Here is a 24,720-nt window from a genome sequence, read left to right on the forward strand (position 1 = left end):
CCGTTGACAGCAAAGTTACAGCGAATTGCTGAGCTTGCCGCTAGTACGGCCCATGTGATTTCGGATCATCCCGAGCGCTTGGCCGATTTTCTGCGGACGGCGGCCTGGAACTACAAGTATCCGTTTCAGGATCAACTTTTGATCTACGCGCAGCGTCCAGATGCTACAGCCTGCGCGTCCATAGAGATTTGGAACAAGCGGTTGAACAGGTGGGTCAAGCGCGGCGCTAAGGGCATCGCACTAATCGAAGATCGGGGCAGTCATTTGGGGCTACGTCATGTCTTCGACGTATCGGATACGCAGAGCCGAAGCAGACAACCCGTCTCCCTATGGCGCATGGAGGAGCCGGATACGGAAGCCGTCATCGAAACGCTGGAAAATGCGTTTGGCAGTGAACGGGGGCCGGGGATGGACCTGGTTGAAGTGTTGCTGTCCGCTGCCCGGAACGCGGTGGAGGACCACAGCGCTGATTACGTGCGGATGCTGTTGGTCGAACGCGACAACAGCCTGTTGGAAGAACTGGATGAGCCGCATGTAGAACTGCTGTTTAGGGAAGCTACACAGCACGCGGTCACCTTTATGGCGCTGACACGCTGCGGTGTGGAACCCTCCCATTACATCAGTGTTGACGATCTTTCCGGTGTTGGTTATTTCAATACACTTCCTTCGCTTTCTCATTTGGGTGCGGCGATCAGCGATGTAGCGGAAACGATGCTGCGCGAGATTGAATCCACCGTTCGGGCGATGCGCCGCGATGAACAGCAGAAAAAAGAGCATCAGGCAAACCGTACCATTGCAAGGCCAGAATCCTTGCCTCACAATGAAGCTAAAACACGCGAAAGGATGATGGAGCATGGAACTGACCTACACGCCGAGCGGGGATTACCTGCTACCAGATCTGACGATGCTCGAACCGATACGCATCGGGAAATATGGGATGTTGCGCAAGACGTTTCTCAAGGATCAACGGAAAGGAACCTACGCTCATCTGATGCTGTCGGAGCAGTTGAACCAGTATCTGGCGGACATCGACCGGACAGCGAGGGAGCAGATCGATCTGACGATGCAGGATCTGCTCCGGCAGCATCCAGCCCCGGACAAGGCGACCGATCCGATGGGCTGGACGGGACACATGAACAGTCTGAAGCAACAGGCCGAGGAACTGATTCTCACGGAACTGATCTATCACTAAAATGGTACGACCGGGAAACGGAGGACAGAAGTCTTCCGTTTTTTCATGACCGGGCGATCATCAACGATATGCTTCGCGCCGCGCCGCTTACGGAAAGCAAGGCGGCTATCGAAGCCTTTTTCGACGCACATGAGGAGAGCCGCGAACGAACGTTATATATACGCAGTCTGTTCCCTTCGGGAGTTACGGAGTTAACGCTAGATGATGACACTAAGGCCGGGTTTGAGCCGTATGCAAACGTACTGCATCTTTGGACGGGATCGGCGGAGCTGCGGACGGCGCAGAGCTTTTACGATTGGTCGGTGATTGCCGGGCATATCGCCAGCATGATGATCCTTAACGAGTTTGATCCTGCTCGTACATCGGTGCCTTCTATTCAGCAACAGACATTATGGATGGAGCAAGCGGAGGACGAAAAAGCCTCTGCTTTTACACTTCCTCAAGGAGCCATCGACGCTGTTCTGCAAGGTGGAAGTGGCTTTGAGAACGGAAAACTTCGCATCGCGCTATTTTTTGGGCAGTCGTTATCGACGCAGGAGAACGCTGATTTTCTAAAACGGGAATATGGCACAGGTGGACGCCTCCCTGCCCTGATCGGCACCGATATTCATGAAAATCACGATAGCAAGGGGATTACGCTGACACGAGGTTCTATTATGAACCCGGACGTTATAGTAGTGTTGCCGTGGATCAAGGTGCAGAAGCGTATCGGTGAGTTGCTGTCAGCGGGCCGCTATCTATACCGCCAGGAAGAAGAACGATTGCCTGCCTATGCCGAGCAGCAGGAGGAGCAGCGCAGGCAACGAACATCGGAAACAACAGAACACCTTCAACCGTTATCCGAATTGCAGCCGGATGAATCGCCGCAAACGCCCAACCGGGTTCGAGCGAACTATGCGTATGCCGAAGGCAGTAAAGTCTTTATCGGGGCGGATGAATACGAAATTGCGCAACTGGAACCGCGTAAGGTTGTACTGCAGAACGTTCAATTTCCGTTATTCATGCAGGAAATGAATCGCCGGGATTTTGAGCGCATGCTGCGCGAGAATCCACTGAACGATCATCTGATTTCCGGCCAGCAGGAATTGGATACGGAACAAGCGGAATGGGATACGGAACCGGTCGACGATCCGGAGCAAGCGGCACAAGCAGCACAAGCAGTAGGGGACAGGATGCCTCCCGTTGCTCCTTCGGCTACCACGCCGGAAATCCGGCGTAATTCTGCTCCGACCTTCAACTACAGAATTACCGACAACGAATTGGGACATGGCGGCGCGAAAACCAAGTACAAATGGAATGTGGAAGCGATTCGGCTGCTCGAGCAACTGGAGAAGGATAACCGTCAGGCGGCTGCGGACGAGCAGGCCGTGCTTGCCCGTTATGTGGGCTGGGGCGGGATTCCGCAAGCGTTTGATGATGGGAATCCCCAATGGGGAACTGAATATGCGGAGCTGCGAGATTTGCTGGACCCGGAGGAATATGCATCCGCCCGCGCCTCCACGCTGAATGCGCACTACACCTCTCCAACCGTCATCAAGGAGATGTACAAATGCCTGGAGGGGATGGGCTTTCGCAGCGGTAATATTTTGGAGCCGTCTTGCGGCATCGGCAATTTTTTCGGTCTATTGCCGGAGTCATTTCAGGACGCTCGGCTGTTTGGCGTGGAGTTGGACAGCATCACCGGGCGCATCGCGCGGCAGCTTTACCCGCAAGTTTCGATTGCTGTCAGCGGCTACGAGCAGACCAACTTGCCGGACAGTTTTTTTGACCTCGCGATTGGTAACGTCCCGTTCGGCAACTACGGCGTGACCGACACAAAATACGATAAGCACAAGTTTCTGATTCACGACTACTTTTTTGCGAAGACGCTGGATAAGGTTCGTCCAGGCGGAATTGTCGCTTTCATTACGTCGAAGGGAACGATGGACAAACAAAACCCAACCGTCAGAAAATACATCGCGGAACGGGCCGCGCTGCTCGGCGCGGTGCGTCTGCCTAGCAATGCGTTCCTGGCGAATACCGGAACAGAGGTGACCGCCGACATTTTGTTTTTGCAAAAACGAGACCGTATGGTGGCCGTCAGCGAGCAAACCGAGGAATGGCTTTCACTCGGCGTTACGGCAGAGGATGTGCCGGTGAATAGCTACTTTGCGGCCCGCCCCGAAATGGTTCTCGGTACGATGGCCTACGATGATCGGATGTATGGCAATCAACAGGAAACGACCTGTCGTCCCTACCCGGACGCTCCTTTGGACGAGCTGCTGCGTGAGGCGTTGGCGAACATCCATGCGGAGTGGGTCGAGTTGGAACGGGAGGAACAGCCGGAGGAGGAGGAAGTCTCCTTGCCTGCCGACCCGTCCGTTCGTAATTTCAGCTTTGCGCTGGTGGATGGCCGCATCTATTTTCGGGAAAACAGTCGGATGCGGTCGGTTGAAACATCAGCAACTGCAGCGGGCCGTATCAAGGGCATGATTCAGCTTCGGGACACGGTACGCGAACTGATCGAATACCAAACCGAGGATTACAGCGACGAAGCGATAAGGGAGCAGCAGCGCAAGCTGGATACGCAATATGAACGGTTCACAGCGCAATACGGCCTGATTAACAGTCGCGCCAATAGCCTTGCCTTTTCGGATGACAGCTCGTACTTCCTTCTCTGTTCGTTGGAAGTCATCGATGAGGAAGGACGGTTGCTGCGTAAGGCGGATATGTTCACAAAGCGTACCATTCGGCAACGCGCCAACATCAAACAGGTGGATACGGCTTCGGAGGCGCTGGCGGTTTCCATCGGCACGAAAGCTCGCGTCGATCTGCCGTATATGGCAGAGTTGACCGGACTCGTGCAGGAACGGCTTGTGGAGGAGCTTCGCGGCGTGATCTTCCCGAATGCTGAAAATCTGGACGAAGAAGGACAACCGATATACGAAACAGCGGATGCGTATCTATCGGGCAATGTGCGTGAAAAGCTGCGCGCAGCCAAACAGTTTGCGGCCTATGACGCCGAGCGGTACGTTGAAAATGTTAGCGCGCTGGAAGCCGTGCAGCCGAAGGACTTGGACGCTTCCGAGATTGATGTGCGACTGGGCGCAACCTGGCTGCCGCCGGAAGTCATTCGGGCATTCATTTTCGAACTGGTGGATACGCCGTATATGTACCAAGCATCCATCAACGTGATGTATTCCGGTTATACAGCAGCCTGGAACGTCAAAGGCAAAAGCGATGATCGCAGTAACAATATTAAAGCAAATGTCACCTACGGTACGAATCGCATCAATGCGTACAAGATTCTGGAGGACACTTTGAATCTGCGGGATGTGCGGATTTTCGATACGGCCATCGAAAATGGCGTGGAAAAGCGAGTGCTGAACAAGCAGGAAACGGCTATCGCACAGCAAAAGCAGGAAGCCATGAAGGAAGCGTTTCGGGACTGGATATGGCAAGATCCGCAGCGTCGAGAACGGCTCACGCGACTATACAATGATCGGTTCAATTCCATCCGTCCACGCGAATATGATGGAAGTCATATTCGCTTCACCGGGATGAACCCAGAAATTCGGTTGCGGCAACATCAGGTCAATGCGGTTGCCCGAACGCTCTACGGCGGCAATTCCTTGTTCGCCCATTGCGTTGGTGCAGGCAAGACCTTTGCGATGACTGCCGCGGCGATGGAAAGCAAGCATTTGGGACTGTGCAACAAGAGCATGCTGGTCGTACCCAATCATCTGACCGAGCAGTGGGCGGCGGAGTTTTTACAGCTCTATCCATCCGCGAATGTGCTGGTCGCTACCAAAAAAGATTTTGAAACGAAGAACCGGAAGACGTTCTGCGCACGGATTGCCACAGGTGATTACGACGCGATTATTATCGGCCACTCGCAATTTGAAAAAATTCCGATCTCGGCGGAGCGCCAGCGGCAGCAGCTTTACGAGCAAATATCCGAAATTACAAGTGGCATTCGGGAACTCAAAGAAGCAAAAGGCGAACGGTATGCCATCAAGCAGTTGGAAAAGACCAAGAAGACGCTGCAGGTCAAGCTGGAGAAGCTGAACGACACAAGCCGTAAGGATGATGTGGTCACTTTTGAAGAACTCGGCATTGACCGGCTGTTCGTGGATGAGGCGGATTCCTACAAAAACTTGTTTCTATACACCAAGATGCGCAACGTCGCCGGGCTGTCACAGACGGAGGCGCAAAAGTCATCGGACATGTTTGCCAAGTGCCGCTATTTGGATGAATTGACCGAAGGACGGGGCATTATTTTTGCCACGGGTACGCCGATCTCCAATTCCATCACCGAAATGTACACGATGCAGCGCTACTTGCAATACAAGCGGCTCCGCGGGCAAGGCTTGCAGCACTTTGATTCGTGGGCTTCAACATTCGGCGAAACAGTTACCGCCATCGAATTGGCACCGGAAGGAACGGGCTATCGCGCGAAAACGCGGTTTGCCCGTTTTTATAATTTGCCGGAGCTGATGAACGTCTTTAAGGAAGTGGCGGACATTCAGACAGCGGATATGCTCCAGCTTCCGGTTCCCAAAGCCCACTTCCACAACGTCGCTGTTCCGCCGAGCGATTTTCAGCGTGAGATGGTCGCGGATCTCGCCAGCCGCGCCGAACTGGTGCGAGCGAAGCGAGTAGAGCCGCACGAAGACAACATGCTCAAGATTACCAACGACGGACGCAAGCTGGCCCTCGATCAACGGCTTGCAAACGCCATGCTACCCGATGACGAAGGCAGTAAAGTAAGCGCCTGCGCGGATAACGTCTATCGGCAATGGGCCGACAGCCAGGAGCAGCGGCTCGCGCAGCTGGTCTTTTGCGACCTTTCAATTCCTAAGCAGGACGGAACCTTTAATGTGTACGACGAGCTGCGGCGCAAACTGACAGTAAAAGGCATTCCGGCTGAGGACATCGCCTTCATTCACGACGCCAACACGGAGGTAAAGAAAAGGGAACTGTTTGCCAAGGTGCGGACGGGACAGATTCGCATACTGCTTGGATCGACGTTCAAGATGGGCGCAGGGACGAATGTTCAGACCAAGTTGATCGCGCTTCATGACCTAGACTGTCCGTGGCGTCCGCGCGACCTGGAGCAGCGCAGCGGGCGGATTATTCGGCAAGGCAACCAAAACCCCGAGGTTCATATTTTTCGCTACGTGACGGAGAACACGTTCGACGCCTACCTCTATCAAACGCTGGAGAACAAGCAACGTTTCATTTCACAAATCATGACCAGCAAGTCTCCGGTACGATCTGCCGAGGATATTGACGAAACGGCTTTGTCCTATGCCGAGGTTAAAGCGCTTGCGACGGGAAATCCGTACATCAAGGAGAAAATGGATCTCGACATCCAGGTCTTCAAACTCAAGCTGCTTAAAGCCAACCACTTGAGCCAGCGATATGCGTTGGAGGATCGGCTGCTCAAAATGTTGCCGCAGCAAATCAAGTCAACGGAGGAACGCATTACTGGGTACGAGCAGGATGTGGCCTTGTTCATGCGCGCCCAAACGTCCGAAAAAGATAACAACGATGATTCCCGTTTTCCCGGTATGACCATCAAAGACTACACGTACTCGGAACGTGCTTCGGCGGGCGCAGCCCTGCTGGAAGCCTGCAAGGGCTTGACCACTCCCGATCCGCAGGAAGCAGGCAGTTACATGGGCTTTTCCTTATGGCTATCCTTTGATAGCTTCATGAAGGAGTACAAAGTGACGCTTCGCGGCGCATTGGGCCATACGGTAACGTTAGGGCCGGACGCAGGCGGCAACATTACGCGGATCAACAATGCGTTATCGGACTTGCCTGGGAAGCTGGCCTATTACCATGAGCAGTTATCTACCCTCAAGCAGCAGATGGTAACGGCGAAGGAGCAGATCGAAGCTCCGTTCAAACAAGAACAGGAACTGCAAACCAAGTCTGCGCGGCTTGCAGAATTGAATGCCCTGCTGAACATGGACAAACGGGAAAACGAGGTGGCGGACAGCGTGTCGGATGAAGAACCCGAGCTGCAGGAGCGAAAGGCTGTCATTCGTGAGCGCTGACCGGCTGATACGCTCACGTTCTCCCCCTTGCTCATGTATGTTTCGGCGCGCTTTAGCAAATGGGAGAACGTTGAAAATAGGCGTTTCTCATTCGTTATTACCCGAACGTGATTTTGCCCCCGAAACCAGCTATAATGACAATAGTTGGAGGGATACGAAATGAAACCTTTTTTGGATAAATATGCGCTGACCAAACAACAAAGTTTGTTTCTCGCTAAAAAGAAATGGGATGAAAATATATATTGCGGAATGAAAATGGAAAACCGCAACATCACGTTTCCACAAACCCAAACGATTTTGAACGGGGTCAATGTTCCTGGCGTAACTCTTGACGATATACAAGCCGTCCTCAATATGAGGGATGCTTGGCGTTATTTGGTGAACGCGATTGACGAACCGATCGCACTGCCCCTTATTTGCAAGCTTAACGAATTTGTCGCCAGGAACGAGGCGCTGGAATGGGGCGTCTTGCGAACGGGCAATGTCGGGATTTCCGGTACAGACTATGTTCCGCCGCTTCCGGTACAAAGTGAGATCGAACAGGAATTATCGAGTTTGCTGGCGGCCGATATGACCACAACGGAACGAGCAATTACGACTTTTCTGTGGGGGGCGCGACGGCAAATGTTTTGGGACGGAAACAAGCGGACGTCCCTTCTTATTGCCAACAAACTGCTCGTAGAAAACGGGAACGGAATGTTGACCATTACGGAAAAGAATATGGAGCGGTTTAACGAGTTGCTTTCTGCTTATTACAGCACCAACGACATGAGTGGGATTAAGGTATTCTTGTACGACCATGCCATCAGCGGGATTGATTTTGAACCGGATAAACGGCGCGAACCGGACAGGGATCAGTAAAGTCATCCCAATATTGATTAGAAAGCTTGCCTACGCTTCATCGCGCGGCAGGCTTTTTTGTTGTTTGGGAAATTATGTAGTAGACGTGAGGCATTTCACAGATCGAAGACAGGCCCTACCAGTTAAAGTTATCAATCACATGACGAAATGGACTCCGGCTTTGGGGTCCTTTTCGCATTTCGGGAGGAACGCATATGTTGTATGCCATCCCAAGCGGCGGCGGATGCTTTTGCCCGATCCTACCGCCTTTTTGTTACGGAACCAGCCTGACTGAGGAGGGAAAAACCGTGCCGGAATTGGAACTGGTCTCCAAAGGGAAGAACATATTTGGCGACACGTATTATTATATCCGTGATTCGCATGGGGTGACCAGTCACGTTTATGAAGGCGATTTAGACGCATTCATGAAAAAGAATGGCGCTAAGGAATTGAAGAAAGACAGAGCTTATCGGTATCCCAAAAAGCGGAGTATGGAACGATGATTTTTCTGAGAGGAACTACAGCAATGAGCTATGTAAGCAAGGAACAAATCGAACGCGCAAAGCAATTGGACCTGCTCACCTATTTGCAATGTTTCGAGCCATACGAACTGGTTCGTTGCTCACGTAGCGCCTACTCGACCCGAACCCATGATAGCCTTAAAATCTCCAATGGCAAATGGTTCTGGTGGTCGCGAGGGATCGGCGGGCGTTCGGCACTGGATTATCTCATTAAAGTGCGTGGCCTAACGTTTCCCGATGCGGTATTGCAAATTGAAGGTATTTCGCCCGTCCCTATAACTACGGCTGTGGCAGCCATTCAGCAGGCTTCTTCAAATGCGCGGCTGGAGCTTCCCGAACCGTATGAGACTTCGAATCGCGCCATCACATATCTTTGCAAACGTGGCATTTCCCGCGACATAATCGATTTTTGTCTTAACTCGGGACGCCTGTACGAAAGCCGAATGCATCATAACGCGATTTTTGTTGGTTTTGATCAGCAAGGCACTCCGCGCTATGCAGCGATTCGCGGGACGACCAACACTCGCTATATGGGTGAAGCGCCAGGTAGCGATAAGCGGTATTCGTTCGCTATACCGGCAGAGGACAGCAGTCCCGAGCTGCATTTGTTTGAAAGCGCGATTGACTTGTTATCGTACTGCACCCTTGCGGCTATCTCCGGGAAGGACTGGCGACAGTCGCATCAGTTATCGCTGGCTGGGATATATGCCCCTAAAGAAAGAAAGGAAGAACATATTGCGCCGGCTGCACTTACCCAATATTTGCAGACCTACCCGCAAGTTGATCGACTGGTCTTACATTTGGATAATGATGAACCGGGACGATTGTCGGCGGCAGCTATTAGACAGTTGCTCTCTCCTGTCCTTTCTATTTCCGATGAACCGCCTAAAAACGGTAAGGATGTAAATGAGGAATTGATGAACTGTCTCGCTCGACGGAAGGAAAGAATTCGGTAATATTGATTATTGTCTTACATGGTTCTATACCTACTAGGTGAGACAAAATACCCGGAATTACCTTTTTAATTTATTGCGATTCATTTGAATTACTTTATTCCTTTTCTTTGTTGCAATTTCAGATCCAACGACACTACCTTCAATAGTCAATAAATAATTAAATGCCCAAGCTTTCTTATCTTCACTATATACAAATTGAATTTTCTGAGCCTTGAACTTTTTGTGGTATTCATCTGCGGAATCGATCACTTCAATTAGTTTATTTGTTTCTACCGCTTCGGCAAATACAACTGGATCAGTAGTACGAATGACACATTCTACTGTGGGCTTCCCAGATATTACGACCACATGTGTTATTGGTCGGTTTTTAGGTAGACAGAGTGCTGCGTAGTTAATAGAAGCATCACGTATATTTTTATATAACCTATGTAAATCTTCGGCGATATCATCTGAAATTCGATTTCCTAATAATTTAGCCGCCTTGGTCGCCAGAAACCATTTAATTGCTTCATCTGAAAGCCTAAAAATAATTTCTGGATCGGGAATCAAACTTTTTCGAATCAATAATGCTGCTTTTTGATTTTCGATCTGTTCTATTGTTGTAATGAATTCTTGAGCTGATTTTTCCGAGTCGAAATTCACCATATCTACACTTATTTCGTTCTGTTCGGGAGTTTCTTCATACTTATCCTTAAATGGCCGACGATCATCGTATCTGTCTATATACCCGATATCGCCTTTTGGTAAGATTACTCTGCTCAATCGAGAGGGGCTAATAATTTCTTGCTCTCCCTCAAGGGCGTACTCTCCATCACGCATCCTTACGACGCTAGCAGAAATCACTTTACCTTGAGGGGGAATCAAAATATCATGCTCTGAACCAACTCCAGGAACACTGTCACTATTTATCTGTGCAGCCATATCTTCCAATGCTTCTTTAGCTAACCTTGTTCCGTGTGCATCAAGGTGTGTTGTTGCTAAGATGCCTTTCATTTTCATGGTGAACATCCTCCCTGAGATAAAGCATTGTGATATTTCTTATACGGATACTTAAATTTGTGGTTTCAAAAAATGAAAGAATTTATGGCCTATAGAATGAAGACGCTGAGCGATCGGCGTCTTTTGTCGTTTCGATGCCCTCCCCCTTTTTCCCGGCAGGAATCTTGAAGGGCGACGCGAGACGAATGTCTCGTGTTGTAGCAAGCACTGAATTTGGTCTCCCAAATTCGCTTGTTAGGGGCAAGCCCCTAATACCCCTATCTCAACAGCACGTTGTTTTATCAAGAATATAGGTTTCAACAATGACCGGAATTTTTCAGAAACGGCAGAAGCCATTCAGCATTTTCATTCGGACCATTTCCTTTGAAGAAAGAAGTGAAAATGATGAGAAGACGAGCGATTCGTATTCAGGCATGGGTGAACAATGATGAAAACGCAAGACTCCAAGCGAGTGCGAAAAAATCCGGACTTTCACAGGAAGGTTATATTCGATCCCTGATTAATGGCTATGTCCCGAAGGCGATGCCGCCACCAGACTATTTCGCAATGCTGCGTGAGCTGCACGCTATCGGCAACAACCTTAACCAACTCGCAGCGAAGGCCCATGCGACAGGTCATTTGGATCAGGCGGCTTTTCAGCAGGAAGCAGACCACTTGCGTCGCGCTGTCCAACTGATTCAACAGGCCGTGACAGCACCGGAACCGAGAACCGAGCCGCCAGGAAATCCTAACGCACATCCACTGTAAAGGGGACAGCGCACATGGCGACAACCGCAATATGGGATGTTACCGACCGTCTCAAGCGTGTGCTGGATTACGCGACTAATCCTGAAAAGACCGATGAAAGGCGCGGCGAGAATGAGGGCTTGCAGCAGGTGCTCGCTTATACCAGCGCGGATGCTAAAACGGAAAAACAGCTTTACGTGAGCGGGATCAATTGCGATCCGCTTACCGCTTACGAGCAAATGCAGCGAACCAAACGACAATTTCAAAAGACCGATGGCATTGTGGCTTTTCACGGGTATCAGGCGTTTGCACCGGGCGAAACGACGCCGGAGGCGGCACATGCGATTGGCGTCAAGCTGGCGCAGGAGCTGTGGGGAGAGCGCTTTGAACTCGTGGTATCGACCCATTTGGACAAGGAGCATCTGCATAATCACTTCGTCTTAAACTCGGTATCGTTTCTGGATGGTAAACGCTATTACGATAACAAAGCCTCTTATGCTCTCATGCGGCAAACGTCTGACCGACTGTGCCAGGAGCATGCCTTATCGGTCATCGAGCAGCCGGAACCGGGCAAGGCCAAGCATTACGGTGAGTGGCGAGCGGAACAGGAAAGCAAGCCGACCTGGCGCGGCTTGCTTCGCGAGGACATCGACGCCGCTATCGCCGCTGCCATGACGATGACGCAATTCTTCGCGATCCTTCAAAAGCAGGGCTATGAAATGAAGTCGAACGTCAAGCATTTGGCGGTACGCCCGCTGAGTAAAGAGCGGTTTGTTCGATTGCGCAGTCTTGGCGACGATTACACGGAGCATGCGATAAAAGAGCGTATTCTGCAAAACCAGCTACCGCAGCATCAACCACCCATGCCGTTGCCGCGGCGCAGGCGAGCCGTCATTGTTCGCAGCACCGTACACGTCAGACGGAGATTTAGCGGCCTGCAAGCCTTGTATCTGCGTTACTTATTCAAGATGGGGATTCTGCCCCATTCCCGAGCGTCCCTCAAACGGACGTCTTTTTTATTACGTGAAGACTTACGACATCTGGCGGCCATCACGGAGCAAACCAAGCTGCTATGTCGTCAACGGATCTCCAGCAAGGCGCAATTGACAGCTTATCACGATGGACTGCAAGCGGAGTTGGTACAAGGATACGGCTCTCGCAAAATGCTGTACAACCGACTTCGCCGCTGTCAACTTCCCGAGCAAATCGAATCGTACAAGTCGCAAATTGTCGAGCTTTCCCGTCAGCTTGCGAAGCTCCGAAAGGAGGTGAGGCTTTGTACGGGCATTCTTGCCCGATCCGACGAACTGGCAAACAAGCTGCAACATAACGTGAAAGACCAATCGACACGAAGGGAGGCCAATGTCCATGAGCAGCGGAACCGAGGCGGCCGATCAGGTCGTCAGCATGAGTCTTCGTGGCATTGAAGTCATGGCGAAAATTTCCGGCGAAGGCGCGAAGCATCTGGCCGTTTACTTGTTCGCCGCCCTGCAAGGGCAAAAACGAACAAGAGGCCGCATTCGTCTGGAAAGCTTGCTGCGCAGCGGCAAGGAGCTGAAGGTGTTTGCAGTACGAAATGAAGACTTGCCGACGTTTTGCAAAGAAGCGAAGCGGTATGGTGTCCTCTATTGCGCGCTGCGTGACAAGAAAAATGTGGACGGGCTTTGCGACGTCATGGTGCGGGCCGAGGATGCGTCCAAAATCAACCGAATCGTTGAACGCTTCAAGCTGGCGACCGTAGATACAGCCAGCATCAAGCAGGAGATTGTGAAATCCCGCAACGAGAAGCAGTCGGTCGAGCGTGAAGGGGCGGCACAACCACCGGAGCAACATGCCGGGACACCCGAAGAAGGAGCCAACGATTCGCCAGCTTTAAATGAGGGAGCGGCAGTGAGCGACGATTTTTTGGACGATCTGTTGGGAAAGCCCAAGCCGGCGGAGGAGGTGCAGCCGGTAAACGAGCAGCAGGGAACCGATCATCCGGCGTCCGAGGCGTGGGAGGTCGAGCGAACGGAACCGGAGCGTCCGCTTCCCCTCCCGCCGACACAGGAGGAGAGGACAACGGAACCATCCTCTCCGTCCGCGCCTACCTCCGAGCGCAGCGCGGCATACGAAAGGGTTACGATTGACCCTGAAAAGCCGAAGGAAAAAGTGTCCGTCCGCCAATTGCTGCGTGAAATTCGGGAGGAAAACCGGGCGGCAGAAACCAGACGGCGGCAGCAGGTGCAGGAGCCGTCGTTGCCTAAGCGCAGAGATCGCGGGAAGGCGGCGTCCAGCAGTAAAGCGTCCGTCCCGACAACCGGGAGTCGAAAGCGAGGAAAATCGAAATGAGCGAACTGGACGAGTTATTCCAGCCCCAAGTCACGACTACCTCCGCTCAGCGTGAGCAGCCGTTCGACAAAGAAGCGTGGGCGCAAAAAAAGCAGGAGCTGCGTCATTGGACGTATGAGACGATTGACGCTACCACAGCCGCCATTGCTCAAAACGGCGAACAATTTCAGCATTATCTGGATGTCCAAAGCCGGTTTGATCTCTACAGCGTCGCTAATGCGCTGCTTATTCTGACTCAGCGCCCGGATGCCACCCGCATTGCCGATTTTGATAGCTGGAAGGAACAAGGCGTATATATCCGTCGCAAGGAAACCGGCTTTTACATCTTGGAGCCAGGTGAGGAATACAAGCGGGAGGATGGGAGCACCGGGATCAGCTACAACCCCAAGAAGATGTTCGACGCTGCTCAAACAACCGCGCAGAAAAAGGAGCCGCCAGCCTACCCGGATGATCGCACACGCATAAAGGCGTTGATGGACCGCTCACCTGTGCCGATTACGATTGGAGATGCCCTGCCTGCGGAAGTACACGCGTTGTATCAGCCGGATACGCGAAGCATCGTGGTACGTCGTGGACTTGGGGCCGGTGATATTTTTCGAGCACTCGCACAGGAACTGGTGCATGCGGAGATAGATCGCGGCCATAACAACTACAGCCGTTCTGAATATAATTTTCAAGCTTACTGCGCCGCGTATATGCTTTGCAAAAAGTTTGGCGTCGAGACGGCTTCCTTTCGCTTCGGTCGGGTGTCCGAGCGGCTCAAGGATATGGAGCCGCAGCAAATTCGCGCCGAGCTGACGTTAATGAAGGATGCGGCGCACGACATTTCCCGTCGTATGCACCGTATGCTGGCCGGGCAGCGTCAGCAGCAACCAAGTCGAAGCGATTCGGCCCGTTAGTGGCGCATGGAGCTACCCCTCATTTTTTCTTGGGAGGAAGGGCGATGAGAGAGGAAGAACGTATTCTGAGAATGGATCATTATGAGCATGGCATTGTCATCAACGCCTTGAATGCGCTACGTAACGACCTGATCGGCCAGCAGCGGCCGACCGATCCTGTTGACGATTTACTGCTGAAGGCGATTGACGCTCCCTATCAAAAGATAAAGCGCCGGAGTCATCATGCGGCGCGCTGAAACCGCAAGGAGTAATCTTTTACTCTTTGCGGTTTTTTTTATTCCGGTCGTGTGGGCGGCGCTGCTTGCCGCCCCTGCTTTGTCCAAGGGATTACCCGCACTTCTGCTGTATCTCAGTGAAGCAATCTATCATCCCTTTCAGATTCAATGGGTCGATGATACGCCGCGAAGCTTGTTTTTGTTTACGCTCATTTACGCCGTTTCGGTCGGGATCTATTTGGCGTCGCCGCGCAACTATCGGCGGCGCGAAGAGCACGGCAGCGCGAGATGGGGCAAAGCCAGACAGATTCATGCAAAATACCGTAGCAAGCAGCCGGAGCAAAACAAAATTTTGACACAGCGAGTGCAGATCGGCTTGGACGGCCGCAAGCATCGCCGGAATGTCAATGTTCTTGTCGTGGGCGGTTCCGGGTCTGGAAAAACACGGTTTTACGCCAAGCCGAACATCATGCAGGCGTATACGTCCTTTGTCGTGCTCGATCCAAAGGGCGAGATTCTGCGTGATACCGGGCATTTGCTCAAGTCCAAAGGCTATGACATCAAGGTGCTGGACCTCATCAATCCACACCGTTCGCATGGCTACAACCCCTTTGCTTATTTGCAAGACGACAAGGATGTTCTCAAGCTGGTCACCAATCTAATTCGCAATACGACACCAAAGGGCAGCAATACAAACGACCCCTTTTGGGAGCGTTCCGAGACCGCTTTGCTGGAAGCGCTCGTGCTGTACCTTCTATATGAAGCACCGCCCGAGGAGCAAAATTTCCCAATGGTCATGGAAATGATCGCTGCTGCGGAGGTGCGGGAGGAGGACGAAACGTACCAAAGCCCGCTCGACGAGTTGTTCGAAAGGCTGGGCATGCGCGAACCGGAGCATTTGGCCGTCAAGCAGTACAACATTTTTAAGTTAGCGGCAGGGAAAACGGCTAAATCAATATTGATTGGTCTCGGCGTTCGGTTGGAGAAGTTCAATTTGCATACGATTGCGGGGATGAGTATGGTCGATGAAATGGAATTGCCCGTTATGGGAGAGAAGAATACGGCGATGTTTGCCGTCATTCCCGATAACGACAGTAGTTTCAACTTCATTGTAGGCATGTTGTACACGCAGCTTTTTCAATGCCTGATGTACGAGGCGGACTATCGGCATGGCGGACGTCTCCCGATTCATGTTCACTTTGTCATGGACGAGTTCGCCAATGTGGCGCTCCCCGACGAATTTGACAAGCTGCTCTCCACGATGCGCAGCCGGGAAATTTCCGTCTCCATCATCTTGCAAAATTTAGCGCAGCTCAAGGCGCTGTACAAGGACTCATGGGAATCGATTGTGGGCAACTGCGATGAATTTTTGTACCTGGGTGGTAACGAACAGTCCACCCACAAATACGTCTCCGAGCTGCTCGGCAAGGAGACGATTGACACCAACACTTACGGCCAGAGCAAGGGACGCAACGGCAGCTATTCAATCAACTATCAGCAGTCAGGTCGTGAACTGCTAACGCCCGACGAAGTTCGGCTGCTCGACAACCGCTATGCCTTGCTCTTTATCCGCGGCGAACATCCTGTTCGGGATGACAAATATGATTTGCTCAGGCATCCCCATGTCTCGCTCACGACGGATGGCAGCGGTCTTCCTTACCAACATGGCGGCACGGAACACGCTTTGGATTGGCGATCCGTATTGCTTCATGAAAACGGGGATTACGAGCTTCTGTCGGAAGAAGAAGTAGAGTCGCTATTTTTACGAGGGGAATGATGAAATTGAAATTCAAAATGAAACGGCTGCTGGCCCTGTACGTCATGCTGATTTTAACAGGAACCATATTCATCCCCACCGCTTATGCGGAGGGAGATCCGATGACGACAATCAACAACTTATCCACCTTCATATTCGGCTTAATCCGTGCGATCGGCATGATTATACTCGGTTTTGGTATTGTTCAGATTGGGTTGTCTCTAAAGTCGCATGACCCGTCCCAGCGCGCAAACGGGTTTCTGACGCTCGCCGGAGGGGTCATTATTACGTTTACGAAGGAAATTCTTACCCTGATTGCCGGATGAGCTTGAAGCTTTGCATAAGGGGGGACGGGTGATTCGTCTGTTCCCCCTTCTACGGAAAGGGTGAGAATATGGCAAAAAACAGTTGGGTTATCGACAATCTCGAAAATGCCTTGGATACCTGGAACGATAAAATGACCGAAACCTGGAGCCTTGTTACCCAATCGCCTGCAGATTTCAAGGGTGGTGGCGTATGGCGTGTGATTATTGATATTCACGGCGCGTTGCAGGCTACAGGACTGGCACTCCTGGTCTTATTTTTTGTGATTGGCGTTGTGAAGACGACCGGCAGTTTTGCGGAAGTGAAAAAGCCGGAGATGGCTGTCAAGCTGTTCATCCGCTTTGTGCTGGCCAAAGCGGTCGTAACCTATGGGCTGGAATTGATGATGGCTCTCTTTACGATTGTACAGGGGATGATCTCGACGATGATGGGACGCTCTGGGTTCGGAACGTCAGAGGCGATGGCCTTGCCAGATACGGTAACGCAAGCAATTGAGGACGTTGGCTTCTGGCAAAGCATTCCGCTGTGGATCGTCACCATTCTCGGCAGTCTGTTTATTACGGTGCTATCCTTTGTGATGATTCTTTTAGTGTACGGGCGCTTTTTCCGGATCTATTTGTATACGGCAATTGCCCCCGTTCCGCTGTCCACCTTTGCCGGGGAACCAAGCCAAAATATCGGCAAGTCGTTCCTGAAAGGATACGCGGCAGCTTGTCTGGAAGGTGCGATTATTGTACTGGCGTGTATCATCTACTCCGCCTTTGCTACCGCTCCTCCAGCCGTCGATACTAATGCAGGCGCGGTTACGATGGTGTGGACGTATATCGGGGAGCTCATTTTCAATATGCTCGTTCTCGTCGGCACGGTGAAGATGGCAGATCGCATCGTGCGCGAAATGATGGGACTGTAATCACCTTGTGAATGATGGGAGTTAGCGGATTGCGGTCAAAAAAAGCTTCAATAGCGCCAGAGCATCCTTGCGCTGCTTCTCTGTGCATTGATTGAGTGCAGCCATAATCAATGCCGTTTCATCGTAAGGTGTGGCGCTCTCCTCTTGACCCAGGAGCAATTCGTTAGGAGAAAGCTTGAGCAAATTGCAAATGCTGAACATCGTTTCAATGGACATCCCGGCTTTACCTCGTTCAATATCGGCGCAAAATCGTGGAACCCGTCCAACTCGTTCAGCCAACTGTTCACGAGAAATTTCCAAAGCCTCTCGTTGCTTCCGAATGCGTTGCCCCACCTTCTTTTTATCGTAACCAATCATCAAGCGTCACCTCTTTACAGGGGTTGAGTTTATAACTCCCATTATGGAGGAGTACACAATTGACATAAATGAGATTAAAACTTACCATTGAGGTAGTCTTCTAACATACACCATGTTTCATTCAAAAATGTTGGCGCTCACCATAAAAACGGGAGGAAGGATGAATGAACGAATTGTTAAGAGAGTTGGAAAAGGAGCGGCGAAAGCTGAATTCGCTTGGTGAAGAGTTAATGAAGCAATCCATTTCTTTATCCTGCAATCAAGTGTTTCAGGAGCAAAGTCAAAAGATCGATCAGTTAGTAGCCCGCTATCATCACATGAAAGCAAAGCGGAAGCAGAAGGTAAGGTGAAAGAATTTGGGGGGAAGCAGGCAATGGAAATTCCAATGTGGTTTCGAACAGCTATTCAAGGTCGATTGGACTACGTTTCTGCACGAATCGAACATCATTCCGATCTAAAGCGTGTTCGTGCTGAAGAAAAGAAAGCATTTCAAGTCTTGTTTGCTGGTATGGATATGGAGCGCATGCCTGAATTTGATCTTTGGGAGGACAAGCACCATTTTATGCAAGCGATTATGAATGAGTGGTTATATTTACAAGGGATGAAGGATGGTTTTCAGCTTGCTGTGGAACTATTGAGCAATCCTGTGCCATTTGATGACGACACACCAATCGAATCTGAACGCAAGGAGCCTGAGGCGTAAACTGCTCATCGGGGAGGGATAAAAGTGGAAGTGAAAATCAACCGGGAAATCCGGGATTATACGGAAAGCTTGTTCTTCGGACTGTCCTTGCGGCAGTTCTTTTTTTCTGTTCTGGCGGTCGCTGCGGCAATTGGGTTGTACTTCGGATTGCGCAGTCACTTCGAGCTGGAAACGCTTAGTTGGATATGCATATTGGGAGCGGCTCCCTGCGCCGCGCTTGGATTTATCCGTTATCACGGTATGACGGCAGAGCAATTATTGTGGGCGTATGTGAAGTCGGAGTTTCTGATGCCAAGACGGCTCCTTTTCCGCTCGACCAATATGTACTACGAAGCGCTGAAAGGAAGCCTGCACAAGCGCGAGCAAGAAAGGATGAAGCGCAATGATTAAGACGCTCAGGCGCACCATGAAACAGGACAAGGAACGGTCTGCCATTCCCAAAAGCGTACAACAAGCGATCCCGATCCGCGCCATCTGGCCGGACGGGGTTTTTGCTGTCGGAAACAAATTCTCGAAGTCGTTCCGTTTCGCGGACATCAACTACGCTGTCGCATCGCGAGAGGACAAGGAAACGATGTTCCTTTCTTACTCCGAATTGCTTAATTCGTTTGACAGCGGCGCGACGACGAAGATTACGATCCACAATCGGCGGCTTAACCAGGCAGATGTGGAACGTTCCGTTTTCATTCCGCTCCAACACGACGAGCTGGATGCGTATCGGCAGGAGTACAACGACATGTTGCTGGGCAAAGCGACGGACGGTAACACCAATGGGACGATTCAAGAAAAATACATCACCATTTCCGTTGTGAAAAAGAACGTGGATGAAGCCCGCCATTACTTCGCGCGGGTCGGTACGGAGTTGACCGCACATTTCTCCCGCCTCGGCTCGAAATGTGCCGAACTTGATGCGACTGACCGCCTACGCATTTTGCATGACTTCTTTCGGATTGGCGAGGAAGCAGATTTTAGCTTCGACATGCAGGAGATGATGCGCAAAGGACACGATTTCAAGGATTACATTTGCCCGGACACCTTCGAGTTTGCCAAAGATCATTTTCGGATGGGCAAATACTACGGTCGGGTCATCTTTCTGCGCGATTACGCCAGCTACATCAAGGACAGTATGGTAGCTGAACTGTGCGACTTGAACCGCAACTTGCTGCTGTCGCTCGATGTCATCCCGATTCCGACCGATGAAGCAGTCCGCGAAGTAGAAAATCGACTGCTCGGCGTGGAGACGAACATCACGAATTGGCAGCGGCGACAAAATCGCAACAACAACTTTTCCGCCGTCGTCCCCTACGATATGGAGCAGCAGCGCAAGGAGAGCAAGGAATTTCTTAGCGACCTGACCACGCGCGACCAGCGGATGATGTTCGGACTACTTACAATGGTGCATGTCGCGGACAGCAAAGAACAACTTGATAGCGACACGGAAACATTGCTCACGACGGCCCGCAAGCATCTGTGCCAGTTTTCCACGCTCTCCTATCAGCAAATGGACGGTTTGAATACGGTGCTGCCGTATGGGCTGCGAAAGGTTCATGCTTTGCGGACGCTCACAACCGAAAGTACGGCTGTCTTTATCCCGTTTCGAGCGCAGGAGATCATGCACACGGACGGTATTTATTACGGGCAGAACGTCATCAGTAAAAATATGATTGTCGCCAATCGAAAGCAATTGCTCAACGGAAATAGTTTCATCCTCGGTGTATCCGGTTCCGGTAAGAGCTTCACTGCGAAGCGAGAAATCGTCAACCAGATACTGGCGAGCGACGACGATATTATCCTGATCGACCCGGAGCGGGAGTATTCTGCTCTGGTAAATGCGCTGGGCGGCGAGACGATTCATATTTCAGCGACTTCGCCGAACCATATCAATGCGATGGATATGAACCGGGATTATGGCGACGGAGCCAATCCGATCATTCTAAAATCGGAGTTCATCCTGTCGCTGTGCGAGCAGTTGATAGGTGGACAACAGCTTGGCGCGAAGGAGAAGTCGCTCATCGACCGCTGCACCGCTTCTGTGTACCGCAAGTATTTACAGAGCAATTATAAGGGACAGCCTCCGACATTACAGGATTTCCGTGCAGAACTGCTCAAGCAAGCAGAAACGGAGGCGCAGGACATCGCACTGGCCATTGAATTGTTTACTTCCGGCAGTCTGAATACGTTTGCCCAATCGACCAACGTCAACGTCCACAATCGGCTCATTTGCTACGATATTCTTGACCTGGGGAAGCAGCTTCTCCCTATTGGCATGCTGGTCGTACTCGACAATATCTTGAATCGGATTACGCAAAATCGTGCAAGAGGCAAGAATACGTTTATCTTTATCGATGAGATCTACCTTCTGTTCCAGCACGAATACAGCGCCAACTTTCTGTTCACGCTTTGGAAGCGCGTCCGAAAGTATGGCGCTTTTTGCACGGGCATTACACAAAATGTGGACGATCTGCTGCAAAGCCACACGGCCCGCACCATGCTCGCAAACAGCGAGTTTATCGTCATGCTGAACCAAGCCAGCACCGACCGAATGGAACTTGCCGAACTGCTGAATATTTCGGATCTTCAACTCTCCTACATCACGAATGTAGACGCCGGTAATGGATTGATGAAGGTAGGGAGTTCCCTCGTGCCATTTACCGACAAGTTCCCGCGGCACACGAAATTGTATAACTTGATGACGACGAAGCCCGGCGAGCGGCAATAATAAGAGGTAAGCGGCTGATTAACGATATCAGCCGCTTACTTCAATAGGAGCCACCATACCAAATTTACGAAATCAAAACCGCAGTGCCGTATAGGCAAACTGCGGTTTATTTATCGACTATCGTAGAAAATAAAGGACAAATTTCCTTTACAACATTTCCTCTGTTTCCGACTCTTTGCGGGCGACCACTTTTGCGAGGACCTCACCTAATCGTTCCGAAGTAAAAGGTTTTAATAGCACCTCATCGATTCCTGCTTCCAAAAATCTATCGTGGAAATGATCGAACGCGGTAGTAGCCGCAATATAGGTTTTTTTTCGGTTCGAACAATTTTGTGAAATCTGTTTTGTGGCCTCCACACCGTCCATTTCTGGCATTCGGATATCCATAAAAATGATATCGTAATCCTTCTCAAGTGCTGCCTCTACCGCTGAAGACCGTTGCCTACGACTTTTATCGGACAACCGAACGACTTTAGCTGGAGTAATAAGATTTGAACTTGTACTTCGTTATCTTCTGCAATCAATATCTCTAACAGGGACCTTTTATTGGTCATAAGTCCATTCCCTTTAACAGTTGTTTGGTGTCCCTTACATTTTACCATAATCCTTAAGCCCCAAGCGATCCCGGCAAAAGCGTCCGGGTTCCATTGGATTCTTAACGGAATTTGCGGGAACCGACCACTTTTGAAGGCGCATCATCAATCCATTTCACAATTGCAGCATGCTTTCATCATGCATTTCAAATCAATACCATTGGAATCGGAACGCGCCACCTTGCGTGTCGTCTTGGGGTAGTACCAGCGAAGCTGACATAAACCGCAACCAAGTTCCAAATATTCAAAGGAATAATAAAGGCAAATAAGAAATTGTTCACCATTTTTCAAACACACCTTATTTAGGGGGCTCGCCAACATTTTAACGAAAATATACTCTAAGCCTTCTGTTTAGACAGACTTAGCAGATTTTCTTTCTCTTAGTTCATACTGGCATGTGTCACCCGAAGTAAAACCGAAAGCTTGCTAATATCACACAGAACTGCTTCGTCTAGGGAAATAGAAAACCAAAGTCTCGAATAGCATGCTTTTTGAAACACGGTAAATCCCCCCTGTTTCTGTGTTTCAAAATGTACTAAAATAGCTTTAGGAACGTATCAAATTAATTCGGTGATTTTTGAAACGTGATTTTTGGGGGAGTGGATCGTTTGAAGCTGGCATACGGTCGGGTATCGGCCAAAGACCAAAATCCGGAACGGCAGCTTGTCAAGTTTCGGGAGCTGGGTGTAGAAGACATACGGATGCGCTAGATCGCTTGGGGCGCGCTTACGACGGAATCATATCGGAGTGGAAACACATTACCCGTGAAATAAACGCGGACATCGTGTGCCTGGAGAATGAAGCCTTGTTTGACAGCCGCAAGTTCAAAACGATGGGTGACATTGGTAAGCTGCTGGAAGATCAATTTTTAAGCATGTTAGCTTACGTAGCTGAACAGGAGCGGAAGAAGAACCGGCAGCGGCAGGCGGAAGGGATTGAAGTTGCGCGGGCAAGTGGTGTCACGTTCGGCAGACCTCGGCAGCAAGTTGACGAAAAGTTCCTCCGGGCTTATGAGGAATGGAGGGCAGGTCGGATGACGGCGACGGCGGCCATGAAGCAATCCGGACTAACGAAGCCAACTTTTTACCGGCGTGTAAAGGAATATGAGGCCAGAGAGAAACAATAGACCCCGATTGTTCGGCTTTTTTTAAGGTTCCGTTCTCAGGCCAGGCAGGAACGGGCCGAGATGCAGTCTGTGATTTTTACGCATGGGCTCAACCTTGGACTTTCTGGCCGCGTATGCCGAGGCGAACGTGTGACGACCGTTCACCTTGGCGTCGAGCTCGACCGTTTTTCCAATAATTGAAAGTTAAAGTCGCCCTTGGTAAAATAAACTGGATACGCACAGTCCTGCTAACAGAAATTAATGGAGGTGGTTGGATTGAACAAGGTAAAGTATCAACCCGAAGGAATGAAAACGGTCAACCCTTATTTGATGGTGGAACATGTAGAACAATTGATCGCATTCATAGAGGTAGTATTCGACGGGAAACTGAAATATAAGCTTGATAGACCTGATGGTTCGGTGATGCACGCTGAGGTTATCGTCGGGGATTCGATCATTATGGCGGGCGAGCCGATGAAAGAATACGGATCTTTTCCCACATCGATCTACATATATGTTCCTGATTGTGACAGCATTTATAAGAATGCAATTCAACATGGGGCTAAGTCGATCATGGTTCCAACCGATATGAAGCATGCCGGAGAACGGTACGGCGGGGTTAAGGATCCTTACGGCAACCTATGGTGGATCGCAACGCATATAGAAGATTTAACGCCTGAAGAACAGGAGAAGCGAATTCAGGAGATGAAAAGCAACTGGGGTTAGATCCGTTGCATCATGGGATTGCCTTGGCGACCGGGTCTGTTGCCTTGCGGGATGGGGAGCGCTCCTTGACCGCATGGCCAAAAGGCCCGATTTTTTACGGATTCGATCGATAAGGTCGCATCCGGCATCTCCCATGAGACTTCATCGGGGGATCAGAACGCGGGCTTGACGATCATATGAAGGACAATGCCTTTGGCGAATAAGATTTGCCGCACGATCACGAGCTTGTATTTCTGAAACAATGCCGCATGCTCGCGTGGAATGTCGCTGTCTTCGACATGACCGCCAGACTGTTCACTCGTTTCAAGACAGGTTCTATAGACGCCAGACACAACGAACAAGACCAGGCGCTTGGAGAGCCCAGGCATAACGCCCATATCGCTAAAAAGTGTTTCTTACCGCCTCCATTTACATTACCTCTTTCTTGCTGACGATTGCAAGAAATCTCCTCTAACGACGGATGTTTTTCAACTTACTCTATCTTTGCTTGCGGGAACAGCTTTTCAGCTCCAAGAGCGCGCCGCTCGCGATAATCCTGCCCTCGTGCAGAATGGAAATTTGGTCGGCAAACTGCTCAGCTCCTCCAAATACTGCGTGGTGAGAAATATCGTCGTACCTCCCAGCGGCAAGCCCCTGGACAATCTTCCAAACCTCGATGCGGCGAATCGGGTCAAGCCTAGTGATCGGCTCGTCGAGGATAACGATCCGCGGATTTCCCACAAGTCTCAGAGCGATGACGAGCCTGCGGCACATACCACTTGAATAAGAAACACCAACGATTTCACTTATTGCCGCTAAGGTCCA

General features: G+C 50.8%; 22 protein-coding genes and 1 pseudogene. 18 read left to right on the forward strand and 5 right to left on the reverse strand.

Annotated features, from left to right (window positions below):
* Positions 1-3: 3 nt before the first annotated feature.
* From NST85_RS29260 to NST85_RS04660, 4 genes are all read left to right on the forward strand, one after another.
* Positions 4-7,236 (forward strand): DEAD/DEAH box helicase family protein, encoded by a 7,233-nt coding sequence (locus NST85_RS29260; protein WP_445671143.1) that lies wholly within the window; start codon positions 4-6, stop codon positions 7,234-7,236.
* 159 nt (positions 7,237-7,395) lie between these two features.
* Complete coding sequence (locus tag NST85_RS04650) at positions 7,396-8,097, forward strand: Fic family protein (protein ID WP_341188679.1); 702 nt, start codon at positions 7,396-7,398, stop codon at positions 8,095-8,097.
* A gap of 194 nt (positions 8,098-8,291) precedes the next feature.
* Entirely contained in the window at positions 8,292-8,579 is a 288-nt protein-coding gene (locus NST85_RS04655; protein ID WP_341188680.1) for a hypothetical protein, read from the forward strand.
* Positions 8,580-8,812: 233 nt separating this feature from the next.
* Positions 8,813-9,553, forward strand: a complete 741-nt coding sequence (locus NST85_RS04660) for a DUF3991 and TOPRIM domain-containing protein (protein WP_341188681.1) — start codon at positions 8,813-8,815, stop codon at positions 9,551-9,553.
* A 57-nt stretch (positions 9,554-9,610) separates the two neighbouring features.
* Here NST85_RS04660 and NST85_RS04665 read toward each other — a convergent pair whose 3' ends face one another.
* On the reverse strand, positions 9,611-10,552 hold the full coding sequence (locus NST85_RS04665) for a hypothetical protein (protein ID WP_341188682.1): 942 nt from the start codon (positions 10,550-10,552) through the stop codon (positions 9,611-9,613).
* 363 nt (positions 10,553-10,915) lie between these two features.
* Between NST85_RS04665 and NST85_RS04670 the strand changes: the two genes are divergently transcribed.
* The 8 genes from NST85_RS04670 to NST85_RS04705 all read left to right on the forward strand — a co-directional run bounded on the left by NST85_RS04670 (position 10,916) and on the right by NST85_RS04705 (position 17,713).
* Entirely contained in the window at positions 10,916-11,299 is a 384-nt protein-coding gene (locus NST85_RS04670; protein ID WP_235219508.1) for a plasmid mobilization protein, read from the forward strand.
* A 14-nt stretch (positions 11,300-11,313) separates the two neighbouring features.
* Positions 11,314-12,705, forward strand: a complete 1,392-nt coding sequence (locus tag NST85_RS04675) for a relaxase/mobilization nuclease domain-containing protein (protein ID WP_036684656.1) — start codon at positions 11,314-11,316, stop codon at positions 12,703-12,705.
* On the forward strand, positions 12,647-13,609 hold the full coding sequence (locus NST85_RS04680; protein ID WP_036684658.1) for a PcfB family protein: 963 nt from the start codon (positions 12,647-12,649) through the stop codon (positions 13,607-13,609). Before NST85_RS04675 ends, NST85_RS04680 begins: the two co-directional genes overlap by 59 nt.
* A complete protein-coding gene (locus NST85_RS04685; RefSeq protein WP_341188683.1) occupies positions 13,606-14,508 on the forward strand; it encodes a hypothetical protein in 903 nt (300 codons plus the stop codon). Before NST85_RS04680 ends, NST85_RS04685 begins: the two co-directional genes overlap by 4 nt.
* Positions 14,509-14,552: 44 nt before the next feature.
* Positions 14,553-14,744 carry a hypothetical protein gene (locus NST85_RS04690; RefSeq protein ID WP_036684661.1) on the forward strand — a complete coding sequence of 64 codons (192 nt, stop codon included), beginning with the start codon at positions 14,553-14,555 and terminating at the stop codon, positions 14,742-14,744.
* Positions 14,731-16,500, forward strand: coding sequence for a VirD4-like conjugal transfer protein, CD1115 family (locus NST85_RS04695; RefSeq protein WP_341188684.1), 1,770 nt, complete (start codon positions 14,731-14,733; stop codon positions 16,498-16,500). Before NST85_RS04690 ends, NST85_RS04695 begins: the two co-directional genes overlap by 14 nt.
* Positions 16,501-16,601: 101 nt before the next feature.
* Positions 16,602-16,805: a hypothetical protein gene (locus NST85_RS04700; protein WP_445671144.1), complete on the forward strand. Its 204-nt coding sequence runs from the start codon at positions 16,602-16,604 to the stop codon at positions 16,803-16,805.
* Positions 16,806-16,873: 68 nt separating this feature from the next.
* Positions 16,874-17,713, forward strand: coding sequence for a hypothetical protein (locus tag NST85_RS04705; RefSeq protein ID WP_341188685.1), 840 nt, complete (start codon positions 16,874-16,876; stop codon positions 17,711-17,713).
* A 21-nt stretch (positions 17,714-17,734) separates the two neighbouring features.
* Here NST85_RS04705 and NST85_RS04710 read toward each other — a convergent pair whose 3' ends face one another.
* Positions 17,735-18,070 carry a helix-turn-helix domain-containing protein gene (locus NST85_RS04710; RefSeq protein WP_036684668.1) on the reverse strand — a complete coding sequence of 112 codons (336 nt, stop codon included), beginning with the start codon at positions 18,068-18,070 and terminating at the stop codon, positions 17,735-17,737.
* A 164-nt stretch (positions 18,071-18,234) separates the two neighbouring features.
* Between NST85_RS04710 and NST85_RS04715 the strand changes: the two genes are divergently transcribed.
* Genes NST85_RS04715 through NST85_RS04730 form a run of 4 tightly spaced genes read left to right on the forward strand, consistent with a single transcriptional unit; the run spans position 18,235 to position 21,492 of the window.
* Positions 18,235-18,420, forward strand: coding sequence for a hypothetical protein (locus NST85_RS04715; RefSeq protein ID WP_036684670.1), 186 nt, complete (start codon positions 18,235-18,237; stop codon positions 18,418-18,420).
* 23 nt (positions 18,421-18,443) lie between these two features.
* A complete protein-coding gene (locus NST85_RS04720; RefSeq protein ID WP_036684682.1) occupies positions 18,444-18,773 on the forward strand; it encodes a hypothetical protein in 330 nt (109 codons plus the stop codon).
* A 24-nt stretch (positions 18,774-18,797) separates the two neighbouring features.
* A complete protein-coding gene (locus NST85_RS04725; protein ID WP_036684672.1) occupies positions 18,798-19,163 on the forward strand; it encodes a PrgI family protein in 366 nt (121 codons plus the stop codon).
* A complete protein-coding gene (locus tag NST85_RS04730) occupies positions 19,156-21,492 on the forward strand; it encodes a VirB4-like conjugal transfer ATPase, CD1110 family (protein ID WP_036684674.1) in 2,337 nt (778 codons plus the stop codon). The genes NST85_RS04725 and NST85_RS04730 overlap by 8 nt, the downstream gene beginning before the upstream one ends.
* Positions 21,493-21,639: 147 nt before the next feature.
* Here the strand turns inward: NST85_RS04730 and NST85_RS04735 are convergent, their stop codons facing one another.
* On the reverse strand, positions 21,640-21,954 hold the full coding sequence (locus NST85_RS04735; RefSeq protein WP_341188686.1) for a response regulator: 315 nt from the start codon (positions 21,952-21,954) through the stop codon (positions 21,640-21,642).
* A 708-nt stretch (positions 21,955-22,662) separates the two neighbouring features.
* Between NST85_RS04735 and NST85_RS04740 the strand changes: the two genes are divergently transcribed.
* Positions 22,663-23,211 carry a recombinase family protein gene (locus tag NST85_RS04740; protein WP_341188687.1) on the forward strand — a complete coding sequence of 183 codons (549 nt, stop codon included), beginning with the start codon at positions 22,663-22,665 and terminating at the stop codon, positions 23,209-23,211.
* A gap of 255 nt (positions 23,212-23,466) precedes the next feature.
* The gene (locus NST85_RS04745; RefSeq protein WP_081394568.1) at positions 23,467-23,916 is read left to right on the forward strand and encodes a VOC family protein; all 450 of its coding nucleotides are present in this window, start codon (positions 23,467-23,469) and stop codon (positions 23,914-23,916) included.
* Positions 23,917-24,068: 152 nt separating this feature from the next.
* On the opposite strand, the gene NST85_RS04750 is transcribed toward NST85_RS04745, so the two are convergent.
* On the reverse strand, positions 24,069-24,293 hold the full coding sequence (locus NST85_RS04750) for a hypothetical protein (RefSeq protein ID WP_036684687.1): 225 nt from the start codon (positions 24,291-24,293) through the stop codon (positions 24,069-24,071).
* A gap of 31 nt (positions 24,294-24,324) precedes the next feature.
* Positions 24,325-24,684 (reverse strand): annotated as a pseudogene (locus NST85_RS04755) (ABC transporter ATP-binding protein); the annotation flags it as partial.
* Positions 24,685-24,720: the final 36 nt, after the last annotated feature.

This window comes from Paenibacillus sp. FSL K6-2524 (assembly GCF_038005525.1).
Classification (GTDB): Bacteria; Bacillota; Bacilli; order Paenibacillales; family Paenibacillaceae; genus Fontibacillus; species Fontibacillus anaericanus.

What these genes read in the sequence shown, in the direction of transcription:
- NST85_RS04650 (WP_341188679.1), top strand. Translation starts at nt 7,396, where the DNA reads ATGAAACCTTTTTTGGATAAATATGCGCTGACCAAACAACAAAGTTTG.
- NST85_RS04655 (WP_341188680.1), top strand. Translation starts at nt 8,292, where the DNA reads ATGTTGTATGCCATCCCAAGCGGCGGCGGATGCTTTTGCCCGATCCTA.
- NST85_RS04665 (WP_341188682.1), bottom strand. Translation starts at nt 10,552, where the DNA reads ATGAAAATGAAAGGCATCTTAGCAACAACACACCTTGATGCACACGGA.
- NST85_RS04675 (WP_036684656.1), top strand. Translation starts at nt 11,314, where the DNA reads ATGGCGACAACCGCAATATGGGATGTTACCGACCGTCTCAAGCGTGTG.
- NST85_RS04680 (WP_036684658.1), top strand. Translation starts at nt 12,647, where the DNA reads ATGAGCAGCGGAACCGAGGCGGCCGATCAGGTCGTCAGCATGAGTCTT.
- NST85_RS04685 (WP_341188683.1), top strand. Translation starts at nt 13,606, where the DNA reads ATGAGCGAACTGGACGAGTTATTCCAGCCCCAAGTCACGACTACCTCC.
- NST85_RS04690 (WP_036684661.1), top strand. Translation starts at nt 14,553, where the DNA reads ATGAGAGAGGAAGAACGTATTCTGAGAATGGATCATTATGAGCATGGC.
- NST85_RS04695 (WP_341188684.1), top strand. Translation starts at nt 14,731, where the DNA reads ATGCGGCGCGCTGAAACCGCAAGGAGTAATCTTTTACTCTTTGCGGTT.
- NST85_RS04700 (WP_445671144.1), top strand. Translation starts at nt 16,602, where the DNA reads ATGACGACAATCAACAACTTATCCACCTTCATATTCGGCTTAATCCGT.
- NST85_RS04705 (WP_341188685.1), top strand. Translation starts at nt 16,874, where the DNA reads ATGGCAAAAAACAGTTGGGTTATCGACAATCTCGAAAATGCCTTGGAT.
- NST85_RS04710 (WP_036684668.1), bottom strand. Translation starts at nt 18,070, where the DNA reads ATGATTGGTTACGATAAAAAGAAGGTGGGGCAACGCATTCGGAAGCAA.
- NST85_RS04715 (WP_036684670.1), top strand. Translation starts at nt 18,235, where the DNA reads ATGAACGAATTGTTAAGAGAGTTGGAAAAGGAGCGGCGAAAGCTGAAT.
- NST85_RS04720 (WP_036684682.1), top strand. Translation starts at nt 18,444, where the DNA reads ATGGAAATTCCAATGTGGTTTCGAACAGCTATTCAAGGTCGATTGGAC.
- NST85_RS04730 (WP_036684674.1), top strand. Translation starts at nt 19,156, where the DNA reads ATGATTAAGACGCTCAGGCGCACCATGAAACAGGACAAGGAACGGTCT.
- NST85_RS04750 (WP_036684687.1), bottom strand. Translation starts at nt 24,293, where the DNA reads ATGGGCGTTATGCCTGGGCTCTCCAAGCGCCTGGTCTTGTTCGTTGTG.